This window comes from Sphingomonas sp. 1185 (genome assembly GCF_040544655.1).
Classification (GTDB): Bacteria; Pseudomonadota; Alphaproteobacteria; order Sphingomonadales; family Sphingomonadaceae; genus Sphingomonas.
Genome location: NZ_JBEPKL010000016.1, coordinates 18,295 through 37,340, shown reverse-complemented (window position 1 = coordinate 37,340; position 19,046 = coordinate 18,295). Strand labels below are relative to the sequence as shown.

Annotated in this window: 22 protein-coding genes; 10 read left to right on the top strand and 12 right to left on the bottom strand. The window is 69.0% G+C overall.

The annotated features are described in order from the left end of the window. Positions 1-45: 45 nt before the first annotated feature. From pabB to msrA, 4 genes are all read left to right on the top strand, one after another. Positions 46-1,794, top strand: a complete 1,749-nt coding sequence (gene pabB / locus ABIC44_RS12040) for an aminodeoxychorismate synthase component I (RefSeq protein WP_354295653.1) — start codon at positions 46-48, stop codon at positions 1,792-1,794. 54 nt (positions 1,795-1,848) lie between these two features. Then, positions 1,849-3,048 carry a pyridoxal phosphate-dependent aminotransferase gene (locus ABIC44_RS12035; protein ID WP_307101553.1) on the top strand — a complete coding sequence of 400 codons (1,200 nt, stop codon included), beginning with the start codon at positions 1,849-1,851 and terminating at the stop codon, positions 3,046-3,048. Between the two features lie 244 nt (positions 3,049-3,292). After that, a complete protein-coding gene (locus ABIC44_RS12030) occupies positions 3,293-3,430 on the top strand; it encodes a hypothetical protein (RefSeq protein ID WP_307101551.1) in 138 nt (45 codons plus the stop codon). 146 nt (positions 3,431-3,576) lie between these two features. Further along, entirely contained in the window at positions 3,577-4,242 is a 666-nt protein-coding gene (gene msrA / locus ABIC44_RS12025; RefSeq protein WP_354295714.1) for a peptide-methionine (S)-S-oxide reductase MsrA, read from the top strand. 3 nt (positions 4,243-4,245) lie between these two features. Here msrA and pdeM read toward each other — a convergent pair whose 3' ends face one another. Further along, positions 4,246-4,908: a ligase-associated DNA damage response endonuclease PdeM gene (pdeM, locus tag ABIC44_RS12020; RefSeq protein WP_354295652.1), complete on the bottom strand. Its 663-nt coding sequence runs from the start codon at positions 4,906-4,908 to the stop codon at positions 4,246-4,248. A 146-nt stretch (positions 4,909-5,054) separates the two neighbouring features. On the opposite strand from pdeM, the gene ABIC44_RS12015 reads away from it, so the two are divergent. Then, positions 5,055-7,013, top strand: a complete 1,959-nt coding sequence (locus ABIC44_RS12015; protein WP_309704095.1) for a potassium transporter Kup — start codon at positions 5,055-5,057, stop codon at positions 7,011-7,013. Positions 7,014-7,052: 39 nt separating this feature from the next. On the opposite strand, the gene ABIC44_RS12010 is transcribed toward ABIC44_RS12015, so the two are convergent. Continuing rightward, positions 7,053-7,319, bottom strand: coding sequence for a hypothetical protein (locus ABIC44_RS12010; RefSeq protein ID WP_307101545.1), 267 nt, complete (start codon positions 7,317-7,319; stop codon positions 7,053-7,055). Between the two features lie 197 nt (positions 7,320-7,516). After that, positions 7,517-8,902 (bottom strand): DEAD/DEAH box helicase, encoded by a 1,386-nt coding sequence (locus ABIC44_RS12005; RefSeq protein WP_354295651.1) that lies wholly within the window; start codon positions 8,900-8,902, stop codon positions 7,517-7,519. A 278-nt stretch (positions 8,903-9,180) separates the two neighbouring features. Here ABIC44_RS12005 and ABIC44_RS12000 point away from each other — a divergent pair, with 278 nt between their 5' ends. Next, complete coding sequence (locus ABIC44_RS12000; protein ID WP_354295649.1) at positions 9,181-10,182, top strand: fumarylacetoacetate hydrolase family protein; 1,002 nt, start codon at positions 9,181-9,183, stop codon at positions 10,180-10,182. Positions 10,183-10,332: 150 nt separating this feature from the next. On the opposite strand, the gene ABIC44_RS11995 is transcribed toward ABIC44_RS12000, so the two are convergent. Next, positions 10,333-10,710 carry a 4a-hydroxytetrahydrobiopterin dehydratase gene (locus tag ABIC44_RS11995; protein WP_307101539.1) on the bottom strand — a complete coding sequence of 126 codons (378 nt, stop codon included), beginning with the start codon at positions 10,708-10,710 and terminating at the stop codon, positions 10,333-10,335. On the opposite strand from ABIC44_RS11995, the gene ABIC44_RS11990 reads away from it, so the two are divergent. The 4 genes from ABIC44_RS11990 to ABIC44_RS11975 are packed head-to-tail and all read left to right on the top strand — an operon-like array spanning position 10,680 to position 13,054. Then, a complete protein-coding gene (locus ABIC44_RS11990) occupies positions 10,680-11,099 on the top strand; it encodes a metallopeptidase family protein (RefSeq protein WP_307101537.1) in 420 nt (139 codons plus the stop codon). The genes ABIC44_RS11995 and ABIC44_RS11990 overlap by 31 nt on opposite strands. Next, positions 11,096-11,686: a heme ABC exporter ATP-binding protein CcmA gene (gene ccmA / locus ABIC44_RS11985; RefSeq protein ID WP_354295647.1), complete on the top strand. Its 591-nt coding sequence runs from the start codon at positions 11,096-11,098 to the stop codon at positions 11,684-11,686. The genes ABIC44_RS11990 and ccmA overlap by 4 nt, the downstream gene beginning before the upstream one ends. Next, positions 11,683-12,321, top strand: coding sequence for a heme exporter protein CcmB (locus ABIC44_RS11980; RefSeq protein WP_354295645.1), 639 nt, complete (start codon positions 11,683-11,685; stop codon positions 12,319-12,321). Before ccmA ends, ABIC44_RS11980 begins: the two co-directional genes overlap by 4 nt. Before the next feature lie 4 nt (positions 12,322-12,325). Next, positions 12,326-13,054 carry a methyltransferase gene (locus tag ABIC44_RS11975; RefSeq protein ID WP_354295644.1) on the top strand — a complete coding sequence of 243 codons (729 nt, stop codon included), beginning with the start codon at positions 12,326-12,328 and terminating at the stop codon, positions 13,052-13,054. A gap of 127 nt (positions 13,055-13,181) precedes the next feature. Here the strand turns inward: ABIC44_RS11975 and ABIC44_RS11970 are convergent, their stop codons facing one another. From ABIC44_RS11970 to ABIC44_RS11935, 8 genes are read right to left on the bottom strand one after another with little or no spacing between them, the layout of a single operon-like run. After that, positions 13,182-14,051, bottom strand: a complete 870-nt coding sequence (locus ABIC44_RS11970) for a class I SAM-dependent methyltransferase (RefSeq protein WP_307101528.1) — start codon at positions 14,049-14,051, stop codon at positions 13,182-13,184. 10 nt (positions 14,052-14,061) lie between these two features. Next, on the bottom strand, positions 14,062-15,450 hold the full coding sequence (gene thrC / locus ABIC44_RS11965) for a threonine synthase (protein WP_354295642.1): 1,389 nt from the start codon (positions 15,448-15,450) through the stop codon (positions 14,062-14,064). Between the two features lie 13 nt (positions 15,451-15,463). Beyond that, positions 15,464-16,084 carry an SURF1 family cytochrome oxidase biogenesis protein gene (locus tag ABIC44_RS11960; RefSeq protein ID WP_354295641.1) on the bottom strand — a complete coding sequence of 207 codons (621 nt, stop codon included), beginning with the start codon at positions 16,082-16,084 and terminating at the stop codon, positions 15,464-15,466. Further along, on the bottom strand, positions 16,081-16,521 hold the full coding sequence (locus ABIC44_RS11955; RefSeq protein ID WP_354295639.1) for a DUF983 domain-containing protein: 441 nt from the start codon (positions 16,519-16,521) through the stop codon (positions 16,081-16,083). Before ABIC44_RS11955 ends, ABIC44_RS11960 begins: the two co-directional genes overlap by 4 nt. Further along, positions 16,481-17,392: a cytochrome c oxidase subunit 3 gene (locus ABIC44_RS11950; protein ID WP_307101520.1), complete on the bottom strand. Its 912-nt coding sequence runs from the start codon at positions 17,390-17,392 to the stop codon at positions 16,481-16,483. The genes ABIC44_RS11955 and ABIC44_RS11950 overlap by 41 nt, the downstream gene beginning before the upstream one ends. Positions 17,393-17,427: 35 nt before the next feature. Next, a complete protein-coding gene (locus ABIC44_RS11945; protein WP_307101518.1) occupies positions 17,428-17,967 on the bottom strand; it encodes a cytochrome c oxidase assembly protein in 540 nt (179 codons plus the stop codon). After that, on the bottom strand, positions 17,967-18,101 hold the full coding sequence (locus tag ABIC44_RS11940) for a cytochrome c oxidase system small membrane protein (protein ID WP_307101516.1): 135 nt from the start codon (positions 18,099-18,101) through the stop codon (positions 17,967-17,969). Before ABIC44_RS11940 ends, ABIC44_RS11945 begins: the two co-directional genes overlap by 1 nt. After that, positions 18,098-18,997 (bottom strand): heme o synthase, encoded by a 900-nt coding sequence (locus ABIC44_RS11935; RefSeq protein ID WP_307101514.1) that lies wholly within the window; start codon positions 18,995-18,997, stop codon positions 18,098-18,100. Before ABIC44_RS11935 ends, ABIC44_RS11940 begins: the two co-directional genes overlap by 4 nt. Positions 18,998-19,046: the final 49 nt, after the last annotated feature.

The following is a 19,046-nucleotide window of genomic DNA, read 5'->3' as shown; positions in this document are numbered from 1 at the left end:
CGATACTTGCATGTGCGGGGGCGGGCCGTGCATGCATGGCCCTTCATGATCGTGAACGCCCCTCCGTTCGTCCTGCTGGACGATGCCCGCCACGGGGGAGCGGCCGCGCGTCTCTATACCGCGCCGGTCGATATCGTGACCGCGCATCGCCCCGAACAGGTCGCCCCCGCGCTGGCCGCGCTCCGCCGCGCGCGGCGAGAGGGGCTGCATGCCGCCGGCTATCTGGCCTATGAGGCGGGGGCGGCGTTCGAGCCGGGGGGGGCGGCCCGCGCGGTCGACGGACCGCTGCTGTGGTTCGGGCTGTTCCGCGATCATGCGACGGTCGATGTCGCGGCGCTGCTGCCCGACCCCGCCGGCGCCTGGGCGGGCGATCTGGTTCCCGAGGGCGATGCGGAGCGCCATGCCCGGCAATTCGCCGAGGTGCAGGCGCTGATCGCGGCGGGCGATCTCTATCAGGTCAATCTGACCTTTCGCGCGCAGGTGCCGGTCGCGGGCGATCCGCTGGCGCTCTATGCGGGGCTGCGCGCCCGGTCGCGCGCGGGCTGGGGCGCGGTGGTGGCGACGGAGGAGGCGACCATCCTGTCGCTGTCGCCCGAGCTGTTCTTCGCGCTGGAGGACGGCCGCCTGACCGCACGGCCGATGAAGGGGACCGCGCGGCGCGACGACGACCCCGCCGCCGATGCGCGCGCGGCGCAGGAGCTGCGCGACGATCCCAAGCAGCGCGCCGAGAATCTGATGATCGTCGACCTGATGCGCAACGACCTGTCGCGAGTCGCGCGGCCGGGCAGCGTCGCGGTGCCCGCGCTTTTCGCGGTCGAACCCTATCCGACCGTCCACCAGATGGTGTCGACCGTCACCGCCGATCTGGCCGAGGGACAGGACGCGCTGGACGTGCTGTCCGCGCTTTTCCCCTGCGGTTCGATCACCGGCGCGCCCAAGATCCGCGCGATGCAGGCGATCGCGGAGATCGAGGATTCGCCCCGCGGCCTCTATACCGGCGCGATCGGGCGACTCGACGCGGATGGCGATGCGATGTTCAACGTCGCAATCCGCACCCTGACCTGGCCGCATGGCGCCGACCATGCGACGCTGGGGCTGGGATCGGGGGTGGTCGCCGACTCGGTGGCGGCGGACGAGTGGGACGAATGCCTCGCCAAGGCCGCCTTCCTGGACGGCGGGCGCAGCGATGTCGATCTGATCGAGACCATGGCCTTCGATCCCGTCGACGGCATCCAGCATCTGGAGGAGCATCTCGCCCGGATGAAGGCGAGCGCGGCGGCGCTGGGCTTCACCTTCGACCGGCATGACGCGCGCAACGAGTTGCAGGCGGCGACCTTCCGCCTGCGCGATACCCGGCGCATCCGGCTGTTGCTGGCGCGCAGCGGCGCGGTGGTGGTCGAGGTCGCGCCGCGTCCGGCGCCGTTCGACGGGGTGGTGCCGGTACGGATCGTGCCGCTGCCCGTCGCCACGTCCGACCTGCGGCTGCGCCACAAGACCAGCGCGCGCGGCTTCTACGACTCGGCGCGGGCGGCGGCGGGCACGGCCGAGGTCGTGTTCGAGACGCCCGACGGCTATCTGACCGAGGGCAGCTATACCTCGCTGTTCGTCGCGCGCGGCGACAAGCTGGTGACGCCGCCGCTGGCGCAGGGGCTGCTGCCCGGCGTGCTGCGCGGCCATCTGATCGAGAGCGGCCGCGCGGTCGAGGGGCCGTTGACCCGTGCCGATCTGCAAGACGGATTCTTGCTTGGCAACGCGCTTCGCGGATTGTTTCGTGCACAGATGGTTGCGGATTGAGGCAGGAGGGCGCTAAAGCGCGCCCGCACTCTCCTGTCGCAAAGGTTCCGTTCCATGCAGCCCTCCGCCGCGCTCGGCCGTATCAGCCCGTCCCCCACGCTCGCCATCACCAGCCGCGTGATGGAGCTGAAGCGCGCCGGCGTCGACGTGATCGGGCTGGGCGCGGGCGAGCCCGATTTCGACACGCCCGACTTCGTGAAAGAAGCCGCGATCCAGGCGATTCGCGACGGCAAGACCAAATATACGAACGTCGACGGCACGCCCGAGCTGAAGGCCGCGATCGCGCAGAAGTTCGCGCGCGACAACGGCCTGACCTACAAGGCCGACCAGATCAGCGTGAATGTCGGCGGCAAGCACACCCTGTTCAACGCGATGGTCGCGACGATCGACGCGGGCGACGAGGTGGTGATCCCGGCACCTTACTGGGTCAGCTATCCGGACGTCGTCCAGTTCGCGGGCGGCGTGCCGGTGATCGTGAAGGCGGGGCCGGAACAGGGTTACAAGCTGACCCCCGAGGCGCTCGACGCCGCGATCACGCCCAGGACCAAGTGGGTCATCCTCAACTCGCCGTCCAATCCGACGGGTGCGGGCTATACCGCCGACGAGCTGAAGGCGCTGGGCGAGGTGATCCTGCGCCACCCGCATGTCTGGGTCTTCGCCGACGATATGTACGAGCATATCGTCTATGACGGCTTCCGCTTCGCCACCATCGCGCAGGTCTGCCCCGAGCTGTACGAGCGCACGCTGACCGTCAACGGCTGTTCCAAGGCCTATGCGATGACCGGCTGGCGCATCGGCTATGCGGGCGGCGCGCCCTGGCTGATCAAGGCGATCGCCAAGCTCCAGTCACAATCGACCTCCAACCCCTGCTCGATCGCGCAGGCGGCGGCGACCGCGGCGCTGACCGGCGACCAGAGCTTCCTGGCCGAGCGTAACCTGGCGTTCCAGGCGCGGCGCGACATGGTCGTGTCGATGCTCAACGCGATCGACGGCATGACCTGCCCGACGCCCGAAGGCGCCTTCTATGTCTATCCCTCCTTCGCGCCGCTGATCGGCAAGACCACGCCCTCGGGCCGGTTGATCGACAGCGACGAGGCGTTCGTCGGCTATCTGCTCGACGATGCGAAGGTCGCGGCGGTGCAGGGCGCGGCGTTCGGCCTCTCGCCCGCGATGCGAATCAGCTATGCGACCTCGGACGCGCTGCTCAAGGAAGCGTGCACCCGCATCCAGACGGCCTGCGCCGCGCTGAAATAATTTCCCGCCCCTGCGGCGGTGCGAAAGCCCGTGGGTATGGCCAAAAGGCTGTACCTGCGGGCTTTTTCCTATCCCTATGTGCGCCGCAGCAATAAGGCCTAACTGTGGCATGAACGACACGTCCACGTGCCGTTAATGCTGTGTTTCTATAAATGCCATTGTCGGAAGGACGCGGATCGACCAGATGGCGCCCGGAAGATCGCCGCCCATTCGGGGGCGACCCGTTTTAGACAGGTGAAGACGAATGCGTGCCCTCCTCAAGTCCAGCTTCGTGTGGCAGTTCGCCGGCGGATTTGCGCTGGGTGCCCTGGGCCTCATCGTGCTTCACCCGGCCGAGGCGCCCAGCCGTTACGGTTCGGCCCCGGTCGAGGCGGTTCGCTAAGCGACGGGCCTGGCCTTCGACTTCGCGCAGGCGGAACGGAGGCCGGGAAAGCATGACGCAATCAGCCGTTCAGGCTGAGCGAAGTCGAAGCCCACGCTACAACGCCGGCCCCTGGCCGAACCCCAAAGACACCCCATATCCCGGTGATGCGCAATAGCCTCTGCATCGCCCTGGTCGCGACCGCATTCGGAGCGGTCGCCTTGTCCTCGCTTCCCGCGCACGCCGAGCGTGCCGTGCCCTTGCCCAAGGCGACGCTCGACCTGCCTGCCGCCCGGCGTCCGCAGGTGGCGGTCCTGGCGGGCGGCTGTTTCTGGGGCATGGAGGCGGTGTTCGAGCGGGTGAAGGGCGTGCGCGGCGTCACCGCGGGCTATGCCGGGGGCGCGGCGGCCGATGCCAACTATGCCGCCGTCTCGACCGAGCGGACCCGCCATGCCGAGGCGATCCGGATCACCTACGACCCCGCGCAGGTTTCCTATGCCACGCTGCTGCGCGTCTATTTCTCGATCGCGCACGATCCGACCCAGGTCGGCGGACAGGGGCCCGATCGCGGTCCCAGCTATCGCTCGGCGATCTTCGCCCAGTCGCCCGAACAGGCGCGGGTGGCGCGCGCCTATATCGCGCAGCTGAGCCAGGCCCATGCCTTTGCCCGGCCGATCACCACGCGGATCGAGCAGGGGCGTTTCTTCCCCGCCGAGGCGGATCACCAGAATTTCTACGACCGCAATCCCGGCCATCCCTATATCGTCCGCTGGGACAAGCCCAAGGTGGCGGGCTTCCGCGCGGGCTTCCCCGACCTGGCGCGCGCGGGATAGGCTTCAGGCCGCGACCGGAAAGCGCAGCATCCGGTCGCGCACGGGCACCAGCGCCTCGGCCGGGCGACCGACCGCCTGGACCAGCGCGGGGTGGTCGACGTCCAGCCCCCCGGTCAGCGCCCCGAAGGCGGGCAGGACCAGCTTGCGCGCGGTGCCGACGAAACAGCGGCGCGCGACCATCTTGCCCCGGACGCGCAGGCGCAGCTTGGGATGGAAATGCCCCGACAATTCGGGCCGCGTCTCGGCGGGATCGGCCTCGTGGCGCAGGATCAGCCCGTCAACCACCGCTTCGTCCATCACCGCGCCGCCGCAGCGATCGCGCAGGACGGGATCGTGATTGCCGGTGATCCACATCCACCGCGTCGCGCCGGTCAGCGCCAGCAGCATCGCGCGCGCCTCGGGCAGCAGGCGGTCGCACCCCTCCGCATCGTGAAAGCTGTCGCCCAGGCACCAGACCTCGCGCGCGCCGGTGTGGCGGACCAGCGCGGTCAGCTCGGTCAGCGTGGCGAGCGAATCATAGGGCGGCAGCATCTGCCCGCCCCCGGCATACCAGCTCGCCTTCTCCAGATGGAGATCGGCGACCAGCAGCGCGCCCCGCGCGGGCCAGAACAGCGCGCCATCGGCCAGGGCCTTGAACGCCTGGCCGCCGAACGAAAAGGGAACCATTTCCTGTCCATGCGCTTGACGCCTGGCAAGATCAAGCGATTGCACAGGCTATGGGAAAGCCCTTGCGTCGGGCGCGCAGAAGCGTAAAGCGCGCCGTCCTTTTGGCACAGGGGGTTCCGGCGGACATGACGGGGACGGCGACCGATATGACGGGCATCCAGACCGCATCCGTGGAGTCGGCGGAGAGCGGCGCATCGTCGCATGCGCCCCACCCCGCGCTGGTCGCGCTGACCATCGGCGCGATCGGCGTCGTCTTCGGCGATATCGGCACCAGCCCGCTCTACGCCTTTCGCGAGGCGCTGGGCCAGTCGGCGGGCGACGGCATCGACCCCAGCGAGATTCTGGGCGTGCTCAGCCTGGCGCTTTGGTCGCTGATCCTGGTCGTGACGATCAAATATGTCGTCTTCCTGATGCGCGCCGACAATCAGGGCGAGGGCGGGGTGCTGGCGCTGGCCGCGCTCGCCCGGCGGGCGACCGGCGTGCGGTCGCGCGTCGCGCTGGTGCTGGGCGCGGCGGGCGCGTCGCTCTTTTATGGTGACGCGATCATCACGCCTGCGCTGTCGGTGCTGTCGGCGATGGAGGGGCTGCGCACCATTCCCGCCGCCGCGACGATCTTCGACGAGAATATCATCCGGCTGTGCACCATCGTCATCCTGGTCGTGCTCTTCTGTATCCAGTCGCGCGGGACCGCGCAGGTGTCGAAGCTGTTCGGCCCGATCTGCATCCTGTGGTTCCTGGTCATCGGCGGGCTGGGCGTCTGGCATATCGCCGACGAACCCTCGATCGCGCGGGTCGTCTGGCCGGGCTATGGCGTCAGCTTCCTGGCGAGCCATGGGCTGGTCGGGCTGTTCGTGCTGGGCGCGGTGTTCCTGACCGTGACCGGGGCCGAGGCGCTGACCGCCGATATGGGCCATTTCGGACGGCTGCCCATCCGTATCGGCTGGTTCTCGCTCGTCCTGCCCGCGCTGGCGCTCAACTATCTGGGGCAGGGGGCGTTCGCGCTGTCGACGCTGGAACAGGCGGCGGCGAGCGGCCAGCCCTTCGCCAACCAGGACTGGTTCTTCCTGATGGCGCCCGAGCCGTTGCGCCCCGCGCTGATCGTGCTGGCGGGCCTCGCTACCGTGATCGCGGCGCAGGCGGTGATCACCGGCGCCTTCTCGCTGACCCAGCAGGCGATCCAGCTGGGGCTGTTGCCGCGCCTGCGCGTCCGCCAGACCTCGGCGGATTTCCGGGGGCAGATCTATCTTCCCGCGATCAACTGGATGCTGTTGTTCGGGGTGCTGGTGCTGGTGATCCAGTTCAAGACCTCCTCGGCGATGGCGGCGGCCTATGGCATCGCGGTGACGGGCACGATGGTCGTGACCACCTGCCTGGCCTATCTGGTGGTGCGGCATCGCTGGGGCTGGTCGCGCGGCGTCGCGGTGGCGGCGCTGCTGCCCTTTCTGGCGCTCGACCTCGTCTTCTTCGGCGCGAATATCCTGCGCGTGATCGAGGGGGGCTGGGTGCCGTTGCTGGTCGGCGCGGGCGTCGGGCTCATCATCCATACCTGGGTGCGCGGGCGGGGAATCGTCTCGGCCTTCGAGAAGCGGCAGGCGATTCCGCTCGCCGACCTTGCCGCCGCGCTCGCCAAGCGGCCGCCCGAGCGGGTGGCGGGGACCGCCGTGTTCCTGACCGCCAACCCCGCCTCGGCCCCCGGCGCGCTGCTCCACAATCTGAAGCATAACAAGATCCTGCACGCGCAGAATCTGGTGGTGACGATCCGCACCGCCGACCGACCCGTGGTCCCGCCCGAACGGCGCGCGCATGTCGAGCGGCTGGACGACAATTTCGCGACCGTCACCCTGACCTATGGCTTCATGGAAACGCCCGACGTGCCGCGCGACCTGAAGGACCTGGGCGTCGAGACCCGGCATTCGGGGCTGGACCCGATGAAGACCAGCTATTTCATCGGCCGCAACACGCTCAAGCCCGAAGCGGAAAAGGGCATGCCCCCTTGGCAGGACCGGGTGTTCATGTTCCTGCAGCGCAACGCCAGCGACCCGACCGACTTCCTGCGGATTCCGCCGGGCAAGGTCCTCGAACTGGGCGAGCAGGTCACGGTCTAGGCCTGTTCCTCCCCAGGCTCGCCTGGGGAGGAATGGGGGTTATAGCGTGACCTTGGGCGGCTTGGCGGCCTCGACCGCCACGAGGATCATCTTTTCCCAGATGGCGGGATCGCCCGCATCGGCCATCGCCTGATCGGGCTCGCGCAGCGTGCGCAGCACCGCCAGCGCATCGGCCATATGCTCGCGCCAGTGATCGTCGACGAGACGCCCGGCGGACTCGGCATCGCCCCCCGCATTGGCGCTGAGCCGCTGGCCGCACAGCACGCGTGCGATGCGTTCGGCGGCGGGGGTGTGGGCAATATCCATGGCAATCTCTCCTGACGCGTGGAAATCGTTACGCGATCAACGCGGGAGAGGCGGGAATGGTGCCAGCGTCTGGGGCCGGGCACGCCCCTCCCGCTTGCGGGAGGGGATGGGGGAGGGATTGCCACAAGCGACAGTCTCGGTGAGACTTCCATGCCCTCCCCAACCCCTCCCGCCTGCGGGAGGGGCTAAGAACGCGGTCAGCCCTGGGCGCCGCGACCGGCACCGCCGCCGGGGCGGCCGCCACGACCGCGGCCACCGCCGCCGCCCGGACTACCAGCTCCGCCACCGCCGCCACGACGGCGCGGCTGGCGGCCCTGCGGCGCGCGGGCATCGGTCGCGCGCGGGGAATGCGTGGCGCGCGGCCGCGCCGGATCGCGCGGGCGGTCGACGCGCGGCGCGGGATCGGCGCCGATCGCCTTGACCCGCTGCGACTTGATCGTCTCGGCGCGCTTCACGAAATCGGCGGGAAGCGGCACGACGGTGATCTTCTGCCGCGTCAGCTTCTCGATGTCCTTCAGATAGGGCCGCTCATCCTCGGCGCAGAAGGCGACGGCCATGCCCGAACGCCCGGCGCGCGCGGTGCGGCCGATGCGGTGGACATATTGTTCGGCGACATTGGGCAGCTCGAAGTTGAAGACGTGGCTGACGCCCGGAATGTCGATGCCGCGCGCCGCGATGTCGGTCGCCACCAGCACGCGGGTCTGGCCCGAGCGGAACTCGCCCAGCGCGCGCTCGCGCTGGCCCTGGCTCTTGTTGCCATGGATCGCGTTGGCGGCGATGCCGTTGCCCGCCAGCAGCTTCACGACGCGGTCGGCGCCATGCTTGGTGCGGGTGAAGACCAGCGCCAGCTCGATCGCGGGATCGGCGAGCAGGATGGTCAGCAGCGCCTGCTTTTCCTGCTGCGTCACGAACGTCACCGACTGGTCGACACGCTCGGCGGTGGTCGACACCGGGGTCACGGTAACGGTCGCGGGATTGTCGAGGAACTTGTCGGCCAGATCGCGGATCGCGGCGGGCATGGTGGCCGAGAAGAACAAAGTCTGGCGCTTGCGCGGGATCATCTTCACGATGCGGCGCAGCGCGTGGATGAAGCCCAGGTCGAGCATCTGGTCGGCCTCATCCAGCACCAGGATCTCGATCATCGACAGGTTCAGGAAACCCTGCTCGACCAGATCGATCAGACGGCCGGGCGTGGCGACCAGGATGTCGACGCCGCGCGACAGGTCCTGGCGGTTCTTGTTCAGGCTGGTGCCGCCAAAGACGGTCGCGACCGCCAGCTTGGAAAACTTGGCATAGCCCTTCGCATTCTCGGCGATCTGGCTGGCCAGTTCGCGGGTCGGCGCGAGCACCAGCATCCGGCAATGGGTCGGCAGGACGCGCTTGTTCGCCTCGACCAGACGCTGGATCGACGGCAGCACGAACGCGGCGGTCTTGCCAGTGCCAGTCTGCGCGATGCCCAGCAGGTCGCGGCCCTCCAGCAGCGTCGGGATCGAATCGCGCTGGATCGGGGTGGGTTCGGAATAGCCCTTGGCTTCGAGCGCGCGGACGAGCGGCTCGGCAAGGCCGAGTTCGGAAAACGACATGAAATGACTTTCTGACATGGGCGCGCGAGTCACGAAGGGCCGCGAGAGGCGGCGCCGGGGTTGATGACACCCCGCGTGACAAGGGAAGCCTGGAGACAGGGTCGGGGCGGAGCCGGGACTGGAGAGTCCGTTCACGCTGCAAGTGGACGCCTTCGACGGGTGGGCATGTGCGCCCCGCCTTGCGAAAAGTCAAGTTTCGGGCAGGATCATTGTCGCGGTGCGTGACAACCGCGGGCGGATGGTTACATCTGATACCAGTTAGCGAAGAGGAGTCCTGCATGAAACTCGCCAGTCTCAAGGGTGGTCGCGACGGCAAGCTGGTCGTCGTGTCGAGCGATCTCGCCTGGTATGCCGATGCGGGCCATATCGCCCCGACCTTGCAGGCCGCCCTCGACGACTGGAATGTCGTCGCCCCCGCGCTGGCCAATCTGGCGACCGATCTCGACCATGAGGTGATCCCGCGCGAGCGATTCCATGAGCATGATGCCGCCTCGCCCCTGCCGCGCGCCTATCAATGGGCGGACGGTTCGGCCTATGTGAATCACGTCGCGCTCGTCCGCCAGGCGCGCGGGGCGGAGCTGCCCGAGAGCTTCTGGCACGATCCGCTAATGTATCAGGGCGGGTCGGACGGATTCCTGGCCCCGCGCGACGCGATCCCACTGGCCGACGAAAGCTGGGGCTGCGACCTGGAGGGCGAGGTCGTCGTCGTCACCGGCGACGTGGCGATGGGGGCGAGCCGCGAGGACGCGCTGGCGGCGATCCGGCTGGTCGGGCTGACCAACGACGTGTCGCTGCGCGGGCTGATCCCCGGCGAACTGGCCAAGGGGTTCGGGTTTTTCCAGTCCAAGCCGGCCTCGGCCTTTTCGCCGGTCTTCGTGACGCCCGAGTCGCTGGGCGACTGGTGGCGCGACGGCAAGCTGCACCGCGTGCTGAAGGTCGATCTCAACGGCCAGCCCTTCGGCCGTGCGGATGCGGGGCAGGACATGACCTTCGATTTCGGCACGCTGGTCGCCCATGCCGCGAAGACGCGCGCGCTGGGGGCGGGGACGATCATCGGTTCGGGCACCGTGTCCAACCGCGACGCCGATGGCGGGCCGGGCAAGCCCGTCGCCGAGGGCGGCGTCGGCTATAGCTGTATCGCCGAGCTGCGCATGATCGAGACGATCCGGGGCGGCGAGCCCGTTACGCCGTTTCTGAAGAAGGGCGATACCGTCCGCATCTGGATGGAGGACGACCGCCACCATCCGATCTTCGGCGCGATCGAGCAGACGGTGGGCTGATCCCATTCCTCCCCAAGCCTTGCTTGGGGAGGGGGACCGCCGCGAAGCGGTGGTGGAGGGGCAGGACCGCAACCGTCCGGCATCGCCCCTCCCCCACCGGGCTATCGCCCGGCGGTCCCCCTCCCCATCGGAGATGGGGAGGACCGGGACTTACTCCACCAGCGCGTCGATTGCCTCGGCCATGTCGATGTCGCGCGCCGACAGGCCGCCCGCGTCATGGGTGGTCAGCACGATGTCGACCCGGTTCCACACGTTCGACCATTCGGGATGATGGTCCGCCTTCTCCGCCAGCAGCGCCACGCGGGTCATGAAGCCGAACGCCTCGTTGAAATCGGCGAAGACGAAACGGCGGCTGATCGCGTCGCGTCCCTCGTCCCAGTCCCAGTCGGGCAGGCCGTCCAGCGCCTCGTCCCGGTCCAGCTCGCTCAGCCGCTCCACCATTGCCGTCCCCTTGCTTCTCTTGTTCTTTTGACCGGCACAGCGGTATGACGACGCGCATGAGCGGGCAAGACGGGATCGGCGCGGCACCGGGGGCCGATGTGATCGAGGCGATCGCGCGCGACGCCATCGCGCGCCTTCCCGCGGCGTTCGCGGCGCATCTGGGCGATGTGGTGCTGATCGTCGAGGAGTTCGCCGATGACGAGACGCTGGCCGCGCTGGGGCTCGACCATCCGCTCGACCTGACCGGCCTGTATCACGGGCGGCCGGTGGGCGAGAAGAGCAGCATGGATTCGGGCGCGCTGCCCGATCGCATCCATCTCTATCGCCGCGCGATCCTGGACGAATGGGTCGAGACCGGGGTGCGGCTGGACGATCTGGTCGTGCATGTGACGATCCATGAGATCGGCCATCATTTCGGCCTGTCGGACGAGGATATGCACGCGCTCGAAGAGGCGATGGACGGTCCGGCCGCGTGATATTGCAGCTGTCCCAGGTCGCCTGCACGCGCGGCGGGCGGCTGTTGTTCGCCGGGCTGTCGCTGGCGCTGGGCCCCGGCGGCGCGGCGCTCGTCACCGGCCCCAACGGCATCGGCAAGTCCAGCCTGCTGCGCCTCGCCGCCGGGCTGATCGCCCCGTTCGAGGGACATGTCGTGCGAAGCGGGCGGGGGGCGCTGATGGCCGAGGATCTGGCGCTCGACTTGGAGAAGCGCCTCGTCGATGCGCTGTCCTTCTGGGCGAAGCTGGATGGCGGCGACCAGGCATCCGCGCGGGTGGTCGCGGCGCTGGCCGAGGTCGGGCTGGCGGCGCTGGCCGAGGTGCCGGTGCGGCTGCTGTCCACCGGGCAGCGGCGGCGCGCGGCGCTGGCGCGGGTGCTGGCGGCCGATGCGCCGCTCTGGCTGCTGGACGAGCCGGGCAACGGGCTGGATGCCGCCGGGGTCGCGATGCTCGAACAGGCCATCGCCCGCCACCGCGCCGGGGGCGGGGCGGTGCTGCTCGCCACGCATCAGACGCTCGCCCTGCCCGGTGCCGAGCCGATCCTGCTGGCCGAGAGGGTGCCGGCATGACGATCTTCGCCACGCTGATCGCGCGCGATGTGCGGCGCGGCTATGCCGGGGGCGGGGCGGGGCTGGTCAGCGGCTTCTTCCTGCTGGCGGTCATCCTCTTTCCCTTCGCCATCGGGCCCGACCGGGCGATGCTGGCGCGGATCGGTGCGGGCGCGATCTGGGTGGCGGCGCTGCTGGCGGCGCTGTTGCCGGTCGAGCGGCTGGTCGCGCCCGATTGCGAGTCGGGCTGGTTCGATCAGGTCGCGGTGCGCGGCCTGTCGCTGCCGCTCGTCATGGGGGTGCGGATCATGGGGCACTGGCTGGCCTTTGCGCCGCCGCTGATGCTCGCGGCGCTGCTCGCGGCCGGGCTGTTCGGGCTGGACGGCGCGGCGCTGGTCCGGGTCGAGGCGGGGCTGCTGCTCGGCACGCCGGGGCTGGCCGCGCTGGCGGTGGCGACGGGCGCGCTGACCGCCGGGCTGCGCGGCGCGGGCGGCGTGGCGGGGCTGTTGCTGTTGCCGCTCGCCCTGCCGCTGCTGATCTTCGGCGCGGGCGGCGGCGATATGGGGGCGATGAAGCTCCTGGCGGCCTGTTCGCTGCTGCTGGTGGCGGGGGCACCCTGGCTGGCGGCGGCGGCGGTCCGGTCGGTGCGGGACTGACATCATGGCAGACGCCCAGGTGATCGCGCGGGCCTTCGACGCGGCGGCGGCCTATGACGCGCATGCGGTGATCCAGCGGCAGGTCGCCGACTGGCTGGCCGAGCGGATCGTCGCGGTCGCGCCGTCCGGCCCGCGCGTGCTGGAGGTGGGATGCGGCACCGGCTTCCTGACCGGTGCGGTGCGGCCCCGGCTGGAGGGGGCCGACTGGCTGATGACCGACATCGCTCCCGCCATGCTGGCGCGCGGACTGGCGGGGCAGCCGGGTGCGCGGGGGCGGGTGATGGACGGCGAGCATCCCGACCTGCCCGACGAAGCGCCGTTCGACCTGATCGTCAGCAGTCTGGCGGTGCAGTGGTTCGCCGATCTGGCCAGCGGGTTGCAGCGGCTGGCGGGCCTGCTGCGCCCCGGCGGGCGGATGCTGGTGACGACGCTGGTCGAGGGGACGTTCGCGGCCTGGCACGAGGCCCATGCGGCGGAAGGGTTCGCGGCGGGGAGTCCGGCCTATCCGCCGGTCGAGTCGCTGGGTTGGCCGGTCGAGACCCGGCGGTTCGAGCAGCGGCACGGCTCTGCGGCCGCGTTCATGCGCGCGCTCCGGGCGATCGGTGCGGGAACGCCGCGCGAAGGGCACCGTCCGATCCCGCCGGGCGCGATGCGGCGGATCGCGAAGCGGTTCGAGGCTGGCGGTGCGGTGGCGACCTATGAGGTCGCGTTGATCGAAATCGTCGCTCCATAACCCCAGCCCCGTTCGTGCTGAGCGAAGTCGAAGCACACGCCCCGCCGCTATGACCGGGCGTGGCCTTCGACTTCGCTCAGGCTGAACGGAGGTTGGGAAGGGGCGTGAGGGGCAGGAGGGTGTGTCTTTACCGGCTCCACCGCGCCCAGATGGCGGTGGGCAGGGTCAGCCCGCGCGCTTCCTCGCGCACGCCGAGTTCGCCGCATTCGACCTTGCCGGGCAGGTCGGCCATCACCTGGCGCATCATCTCGCCGATCGCCATCGCCGACATGCGCACCGCATACACCGTCAGGAACAGGAAGCGCGAATCACCGTCGAGCAGCTGGCGGCAATTGGCGATCAGGCCGGGCAGGTCTTCCTCCAGCCGCCACACCTCGCCCTCCGGCCCGCGTCCGTATTTGGGCGGGTCGAGCAATATGCCGTCATAGCGCCGTCCGCGCCGCACCTCGCGCGCGACGAACTTGGCGGCGTCGTCGATGATCCAGCGGACCGGCGCATCGCCCAGGCCCGACAGCATCGCATTGCTCCGCGCCGCCTCGACCGATTTCTTCGACGCATCGACATGGACCATCTTGGCGCCCGCGCTCGCCATCGCCAGCGTGCCGACGCCGGTATAGCCGAACAGGTTCATGCACTCGGGCTCGGCGAGGCCGTCGACCTGCTCGCGCATCCAGCTCCACACAGGGGCCATGTCGGGGAAGAAGCCCAGATGGCGGAACGGCGTGTTCTGCGCGGTGAAGCGCACCTCGTTCCACTTCAGCGGCCAGCCCTCGCGCGGGACCGGCTCATTGAAGTTCCAGCGGCCGCCGCCATCCTCGTCCGAGCCGGGCACGAACTCGGCCGCCGCGCGCCAGTCGCTGGTCGCCGGGGCCCACATCGCCTGGGGTTCGGGGCGGATGAAGCGGAACCGGCCATAGCGTTCCAGCTTGCGGCCATGGCCGGAGTCGACCAGCCCGTAATCCGCCCAGGGCTCGCCGATCATCGTTTCGAGTTTCATGGGATGCGCGTTAGCGCAAACCATGCCCGTCGATAAAGGCCGTCACCGCGTCGAAGGTGGCGGGCAGGGTGGTGAAGCGTTCCTCGCGCTCGAACAGGTCGCCGACGCGGGGGGGCAGCGGGGGCCGCACCCCGGTCGCGCGCTCGACCGCGTCGGTGAACTTGGCCGGATGCGCGGTGGCCAGCGTCACGACGGGCACCGCGACGTCGCTCGCCCGTGCGGCGGACAGCGCGATGGCGGTGTGCGGGTCGAGGATCTGCCCGGTCGACTCGGCGGCCCAGCGCATCGCGCGGCTCATATCGTCCGCATCGACCCGCGCGCTGGTGAAGAGCGGGGCGATATTCTGGCTCTGCGCATTGGTCAGCCGCATCGCGCCCGACGATTCGAAGCCCTTCATCTGCGCCGCCAGCGCCGCGCCGTCGCGGCCGTTCGCGTCGAACAGAAGCCGCTCGAAATTGGAGCTGACCTGGATGTCCATCGACGGGGTCGCGGTCGCCTGCACCTGCCCCTTGGAATAATCGCCCGAGGACAGCGCGCGGTGGAGGATGTCGTTGACGTTGGTCGCGACGATCAGCCGCTCGACCGGCAGGCCCATGCGCGCCGCGACATAGCCTGCGAACACGTCGCCGAAATTGCCGGTCGGGACCGAGAAGGCGACGGCTTTGCCCGGCGCGCCCAGCCGGACGGCGGCGTAGAAATAATAGACGACCTGCGCCATCAAGCGCGCCCAGTTGATCGAGTTGACCGCCGACAGGGTGTGGCGATCGGCAAAGGCGCGGTCGTTGAACATCGCCTTCACCAAGGCTTGCGCGTCGTCGAAATTCCCCTCGATCGCGATGTTGTGGACATTGGGGGCGAGCACCGTCGTCATCTGGCGGCGCTGGATCTCGGTCACGCGGCCCGCCGGGTGGAGCATGAAGATGTCGATATTGGCGCGACCCGCCACCGCGTCGATCGCGGCCGATCCGGTGTCGCCGCTGGTCGCGCCGACGATGGTCAGGCGCGTGTCGGTGCCGCGCAGGAACCGCTCGAACAACAGCCCCAGCATCTGGAGCGCCACGTCCTTGAACGCCAGCGTCGGCCCGTGGAACAGCTCCAGCAGCCACTGGTCATGGTCGAGCTGGACCAAAGGCGTGACGGCGGCGTGCGAGAAACGGCCATAGGCGGCGTCGCACAGCGCCTGAAGCTCCTCGGCGGTCAGGCTGTCGCCGACGAAGGGCGCCATGATCTTTGCGGCGGTCTGCGCATAGGACAGGCCCGCCAGCCCCTCAATCTCTTCGGGCGTCAGGGTCGGCCAGGCTTCGGGAACATAGAGCCCGCCATCGCTGGCGAGACCGGCCAGGGTCGCGCCCCGGAAATCGAGGACGGGGGCGGAGCCGCGGGTACTGTGATAGCGCATGATGCGGTGCGGCTTAACCGTGTGTGTCGGTCACCACAACCATTCGATTGCGCCGAACGACCGCCAAAGCATAGATAATTGCGGCGATGGCGGCGAACAGGAACCATTGCACGGCATAGGCCAGGTGGTTGTTGGGCACCGCGTCGATATCGGGGCTGGGGTTGGGCTCCAGTCCGGCGGCTGGGCTGTCCGCGACCAGCAGCATGGCTTGCGGCCGGTGGTCGAAGGCCGACTGGATCAGCGAGCGGCCGTCGGGGGCGTGGGCGACATAGCCCGTCACCCGGCCGCCGGGCCAGGCGATCGCCTTGCGCGGATCATGGGTGGTGCCCAGCTGTACCTGCAGCGCGCCGTGCTGCACCGAACAGGTCGCGATCAGCCGGAACCCCGCCGCCCCGGCCCCGGCGCGGCGTACCGTGACGGGCGGTCGGCACGCGGCGACGGTGCGGCGGAAGAGCAGGCTGTCGTCGGGGAACAACGGAAAGGCGATGGGCGGCCTGGCGAGGTTGGCGGCCAGCTGCGCCAGATAGGCCCGCTTCTGCGGCAACCGGTCGAGCAACTGCCACAGCCCCAGCGCGACCATCGCCGCGACCGCCAGCCCGACGACCAGCGTGGGCAGGACGGGCACCCGCTTCATGCGTCGTCGTCCGCGTCGGGGCTGGCGACCGCGCCCTCGCGCGCTTCGTTGCGATATTCGGCGGCCATCAGCGCGCCCTTGGCGACGCGCAGGGTATAGACGACGCCGATGGCGGTCAGCGGCAGCCAGATCAGCATGTGCAGCCAGAGCGGCGGATGCAGCGTCAGCTCGACCGCGATCGCCGCGATGGTGACGACCGTGCCCAGGATCAGCGTCAGGAAGGCGGCGGGCCCGTCGCCGACATTGAAGCGGGTGAAATCCAGCCCGCACGCCGCGCAGGTTTCGGCGAAGGTCGTCACCTCTTTCGAGAAAAGCGGCCCCGCAAACAAATGGGGCTGGCCGCAACGCGGACACAGCCCCCCGAATGCGGCCTGCGCGATGGTCGGCGGGGCAGGCTCAGCCACTATGGACCGGCGCGCCCCAGCCACCCCAGACATAGATGGTGACGAACAGGAACAGCCACACCACGTCGACGAAATGCCAGTACCAGGCCGCCGCCTCGAACCCGAAATGCTGGCGCGGGGTGAAGTCGCCGCGATAGGCGCGGATCAGGCAGACGATCAGGAAGATGGTGCCGACGATGACGTGGAAACCGTGGAACCCGGTCGCCATGAAGAAGGCCGCGCCATAGTTGATCCCCTTGAAGGGGAAGGGCGCGTGGACATATTCATAGGCCTGGATCGAACTGAAGATCAGGCCCAGCACGACCGTCAGCCACAGGCCCTTCAGCACGCCGTCCCGGTCGCCGACGCCCAGCACACCCCACAGGCCGCGCTTCTCGCCGCCGCGCTGGTTGTGGATCAGCGCGTGATGCGCCCAGGTGACGGTGGTGCCGCTGGTCAGCAGGATCAGCGTGTTGAGCAAGGGCAGCTTGAAGGCGTCGATCACCTCCAGCCCCTTGGGCGGCCAGGTCGCGGCGATGGCGGCGGCGCCCTCGGTCGCGCGCTCCACCTGTCCGTCGACGAAGCTCATCGCGGTCGGGAACAGCGCGAAGTCGAAAAAGGCCCAGAACCAGCCGACGAAGAACATCACCTCCGACGCGATGAACAGGATCATGCCGTATCGGAAATGCAGCTGGACGACGGGGGTGTGGTCGCCATGATGCGCCTCGCGCACGACATCGGCCCACCAGCTGCCCATGCAGAACAGCACCGCCGCCAGCCCCGCCAGGAACGCCCAGCCGCCGCCGGGCGCGCTGTGCATCCACATGATCGCGCCCGAGGCCATGAGCAGCGCCGACATCGAACTGGCCAGCGGCCAGGGGCTCGGCGGCAGGATATGATAGTCGTGGTTCTTCGCGCCAGCCATGATCCCGTCCCTATGTTTCTCTTTTGAGGGGGAGGCTAACCCGCTTTCTTCCCCGAATCCACCGGGTAAAATGTGTAGGACAGGGTGATGGTCTCGATGTCGCGCGCGTCCGGGTCGTTCAGGATCTTGGGGTCGATGAAGAAGATCACCGGCATCCGCGCCGTCTCGCCGGGTTGCAGCGTCTGCTGGGTGAAGCAGAAGCACTGGATCTTGGTGAAATAGCGCCCCGCCTGGTCGGGAGTGACGTTGAAGGTCGCGGTGCCGGTGACGGGCACCTTCGCATTGTTGGTCGCGGTGAAGAACACCATGTCGCGCGCGCCGATATCGACCGTCTCGTGCGGGTTTTCGGGCTTGAAGGTCCAGGCCAGCCGCGAGGAGACATTGGCGTCGAAATCGACGCGGATCTGGCGGTGGACGCTGCCCGGCGCGGCCGCCCCGCGCTGGGTCGTGCCCTGATAGCCCGTCACCTGGCAGAACATGCGGTAGAGCGGCACGCTGGCAAAGGCGAGGCCGGTCATGAACACCACGCCGAACAGCGCGAACGCGACCGTCCGGGCCTGGCGCGTCAGCCGCATCAGTGCATCCCCGACCGGATCTTCGACAGGGTGATGAAGAAGATCAGCACGACCAGGAAGCCGAGCAGCAGGGCCATCACCATGGCACGGGCGCGCTGCTTGGCGCGAATCCGATTCGAATCGTCAGGCGTCATGCCCAACGATCCACCACCAGCGCGCCGAAGAGAAGGAAAAGATAGAGGATCGAATATTTGAACAGCCGCTTTTCGGGCTTCATCGCATCGTCGGGCCGGGTGTGGCGAAAGGCGACCACCGCGGCATAGGCGGCGAAGATCGCCGTCCCGACGCTGGCGATCGCGCCATAGATCGCACCTGTCAGCCCCAGCGGCCAGGGGGCGACGGCGGCGATGGCCATCGGGATGGTGTAGAGCCCGATCTGGGCCCGCGTCACCCGCTCGCCCGCGACGACGGGCAGCATCGGCACGCCCGCATTGGCGTAATCGGTCTTCACGAACAGCGCGAGCGCCCAGAAATGCGGCGGCGTCCACAGGAAGACGAGGCTGAACAGCAGGAAGGGCAGCAATGCCACTTCGCCGGTCGCGGCGGCCCAGCCGATCAGCGGCGGAAACGCCCCCGCCGCGCCGCCGATGACGATATTCTGCGGCGTCCGCCGTTTCAGCCAGACGGTATAGACGAGGACGTAGAACAGAATCGAGACGGTCAGGATGCCGGCGGCGACGTAATTGACCGCCAGCCCCATCAGCAGGACCGAGAAACAGGCCAGCCCCACCCCGAAATGCAGCGCCGACTCGCGGGTCATCCGACCGGCGGGCAGGGGACGCTTGGCGGTGCGCTTCATCAGCGCATCCAGGTCCGCCTCATACCATTGGTTGAGCGCCCCCGCCGCCCCCGCGCCCAGCGCGATGCACAATATGGCGGTGAAGCCGATCACCGGATCGACCCCCACCGGCGCGGCCAGCATTCCGCACAGGCCGGTGAACACGACCAGCGTCATCACCCGCGGCTTGGTCAGGGCGAGGAAGTCGCGCCAGTCGGCGGGCACGAAAACGGAGGAGGGAATGCTGGACATGGGAGTCCCGCATATAGGGCTTGGCGGGGAGGGGGGCAATCGAAGCGTC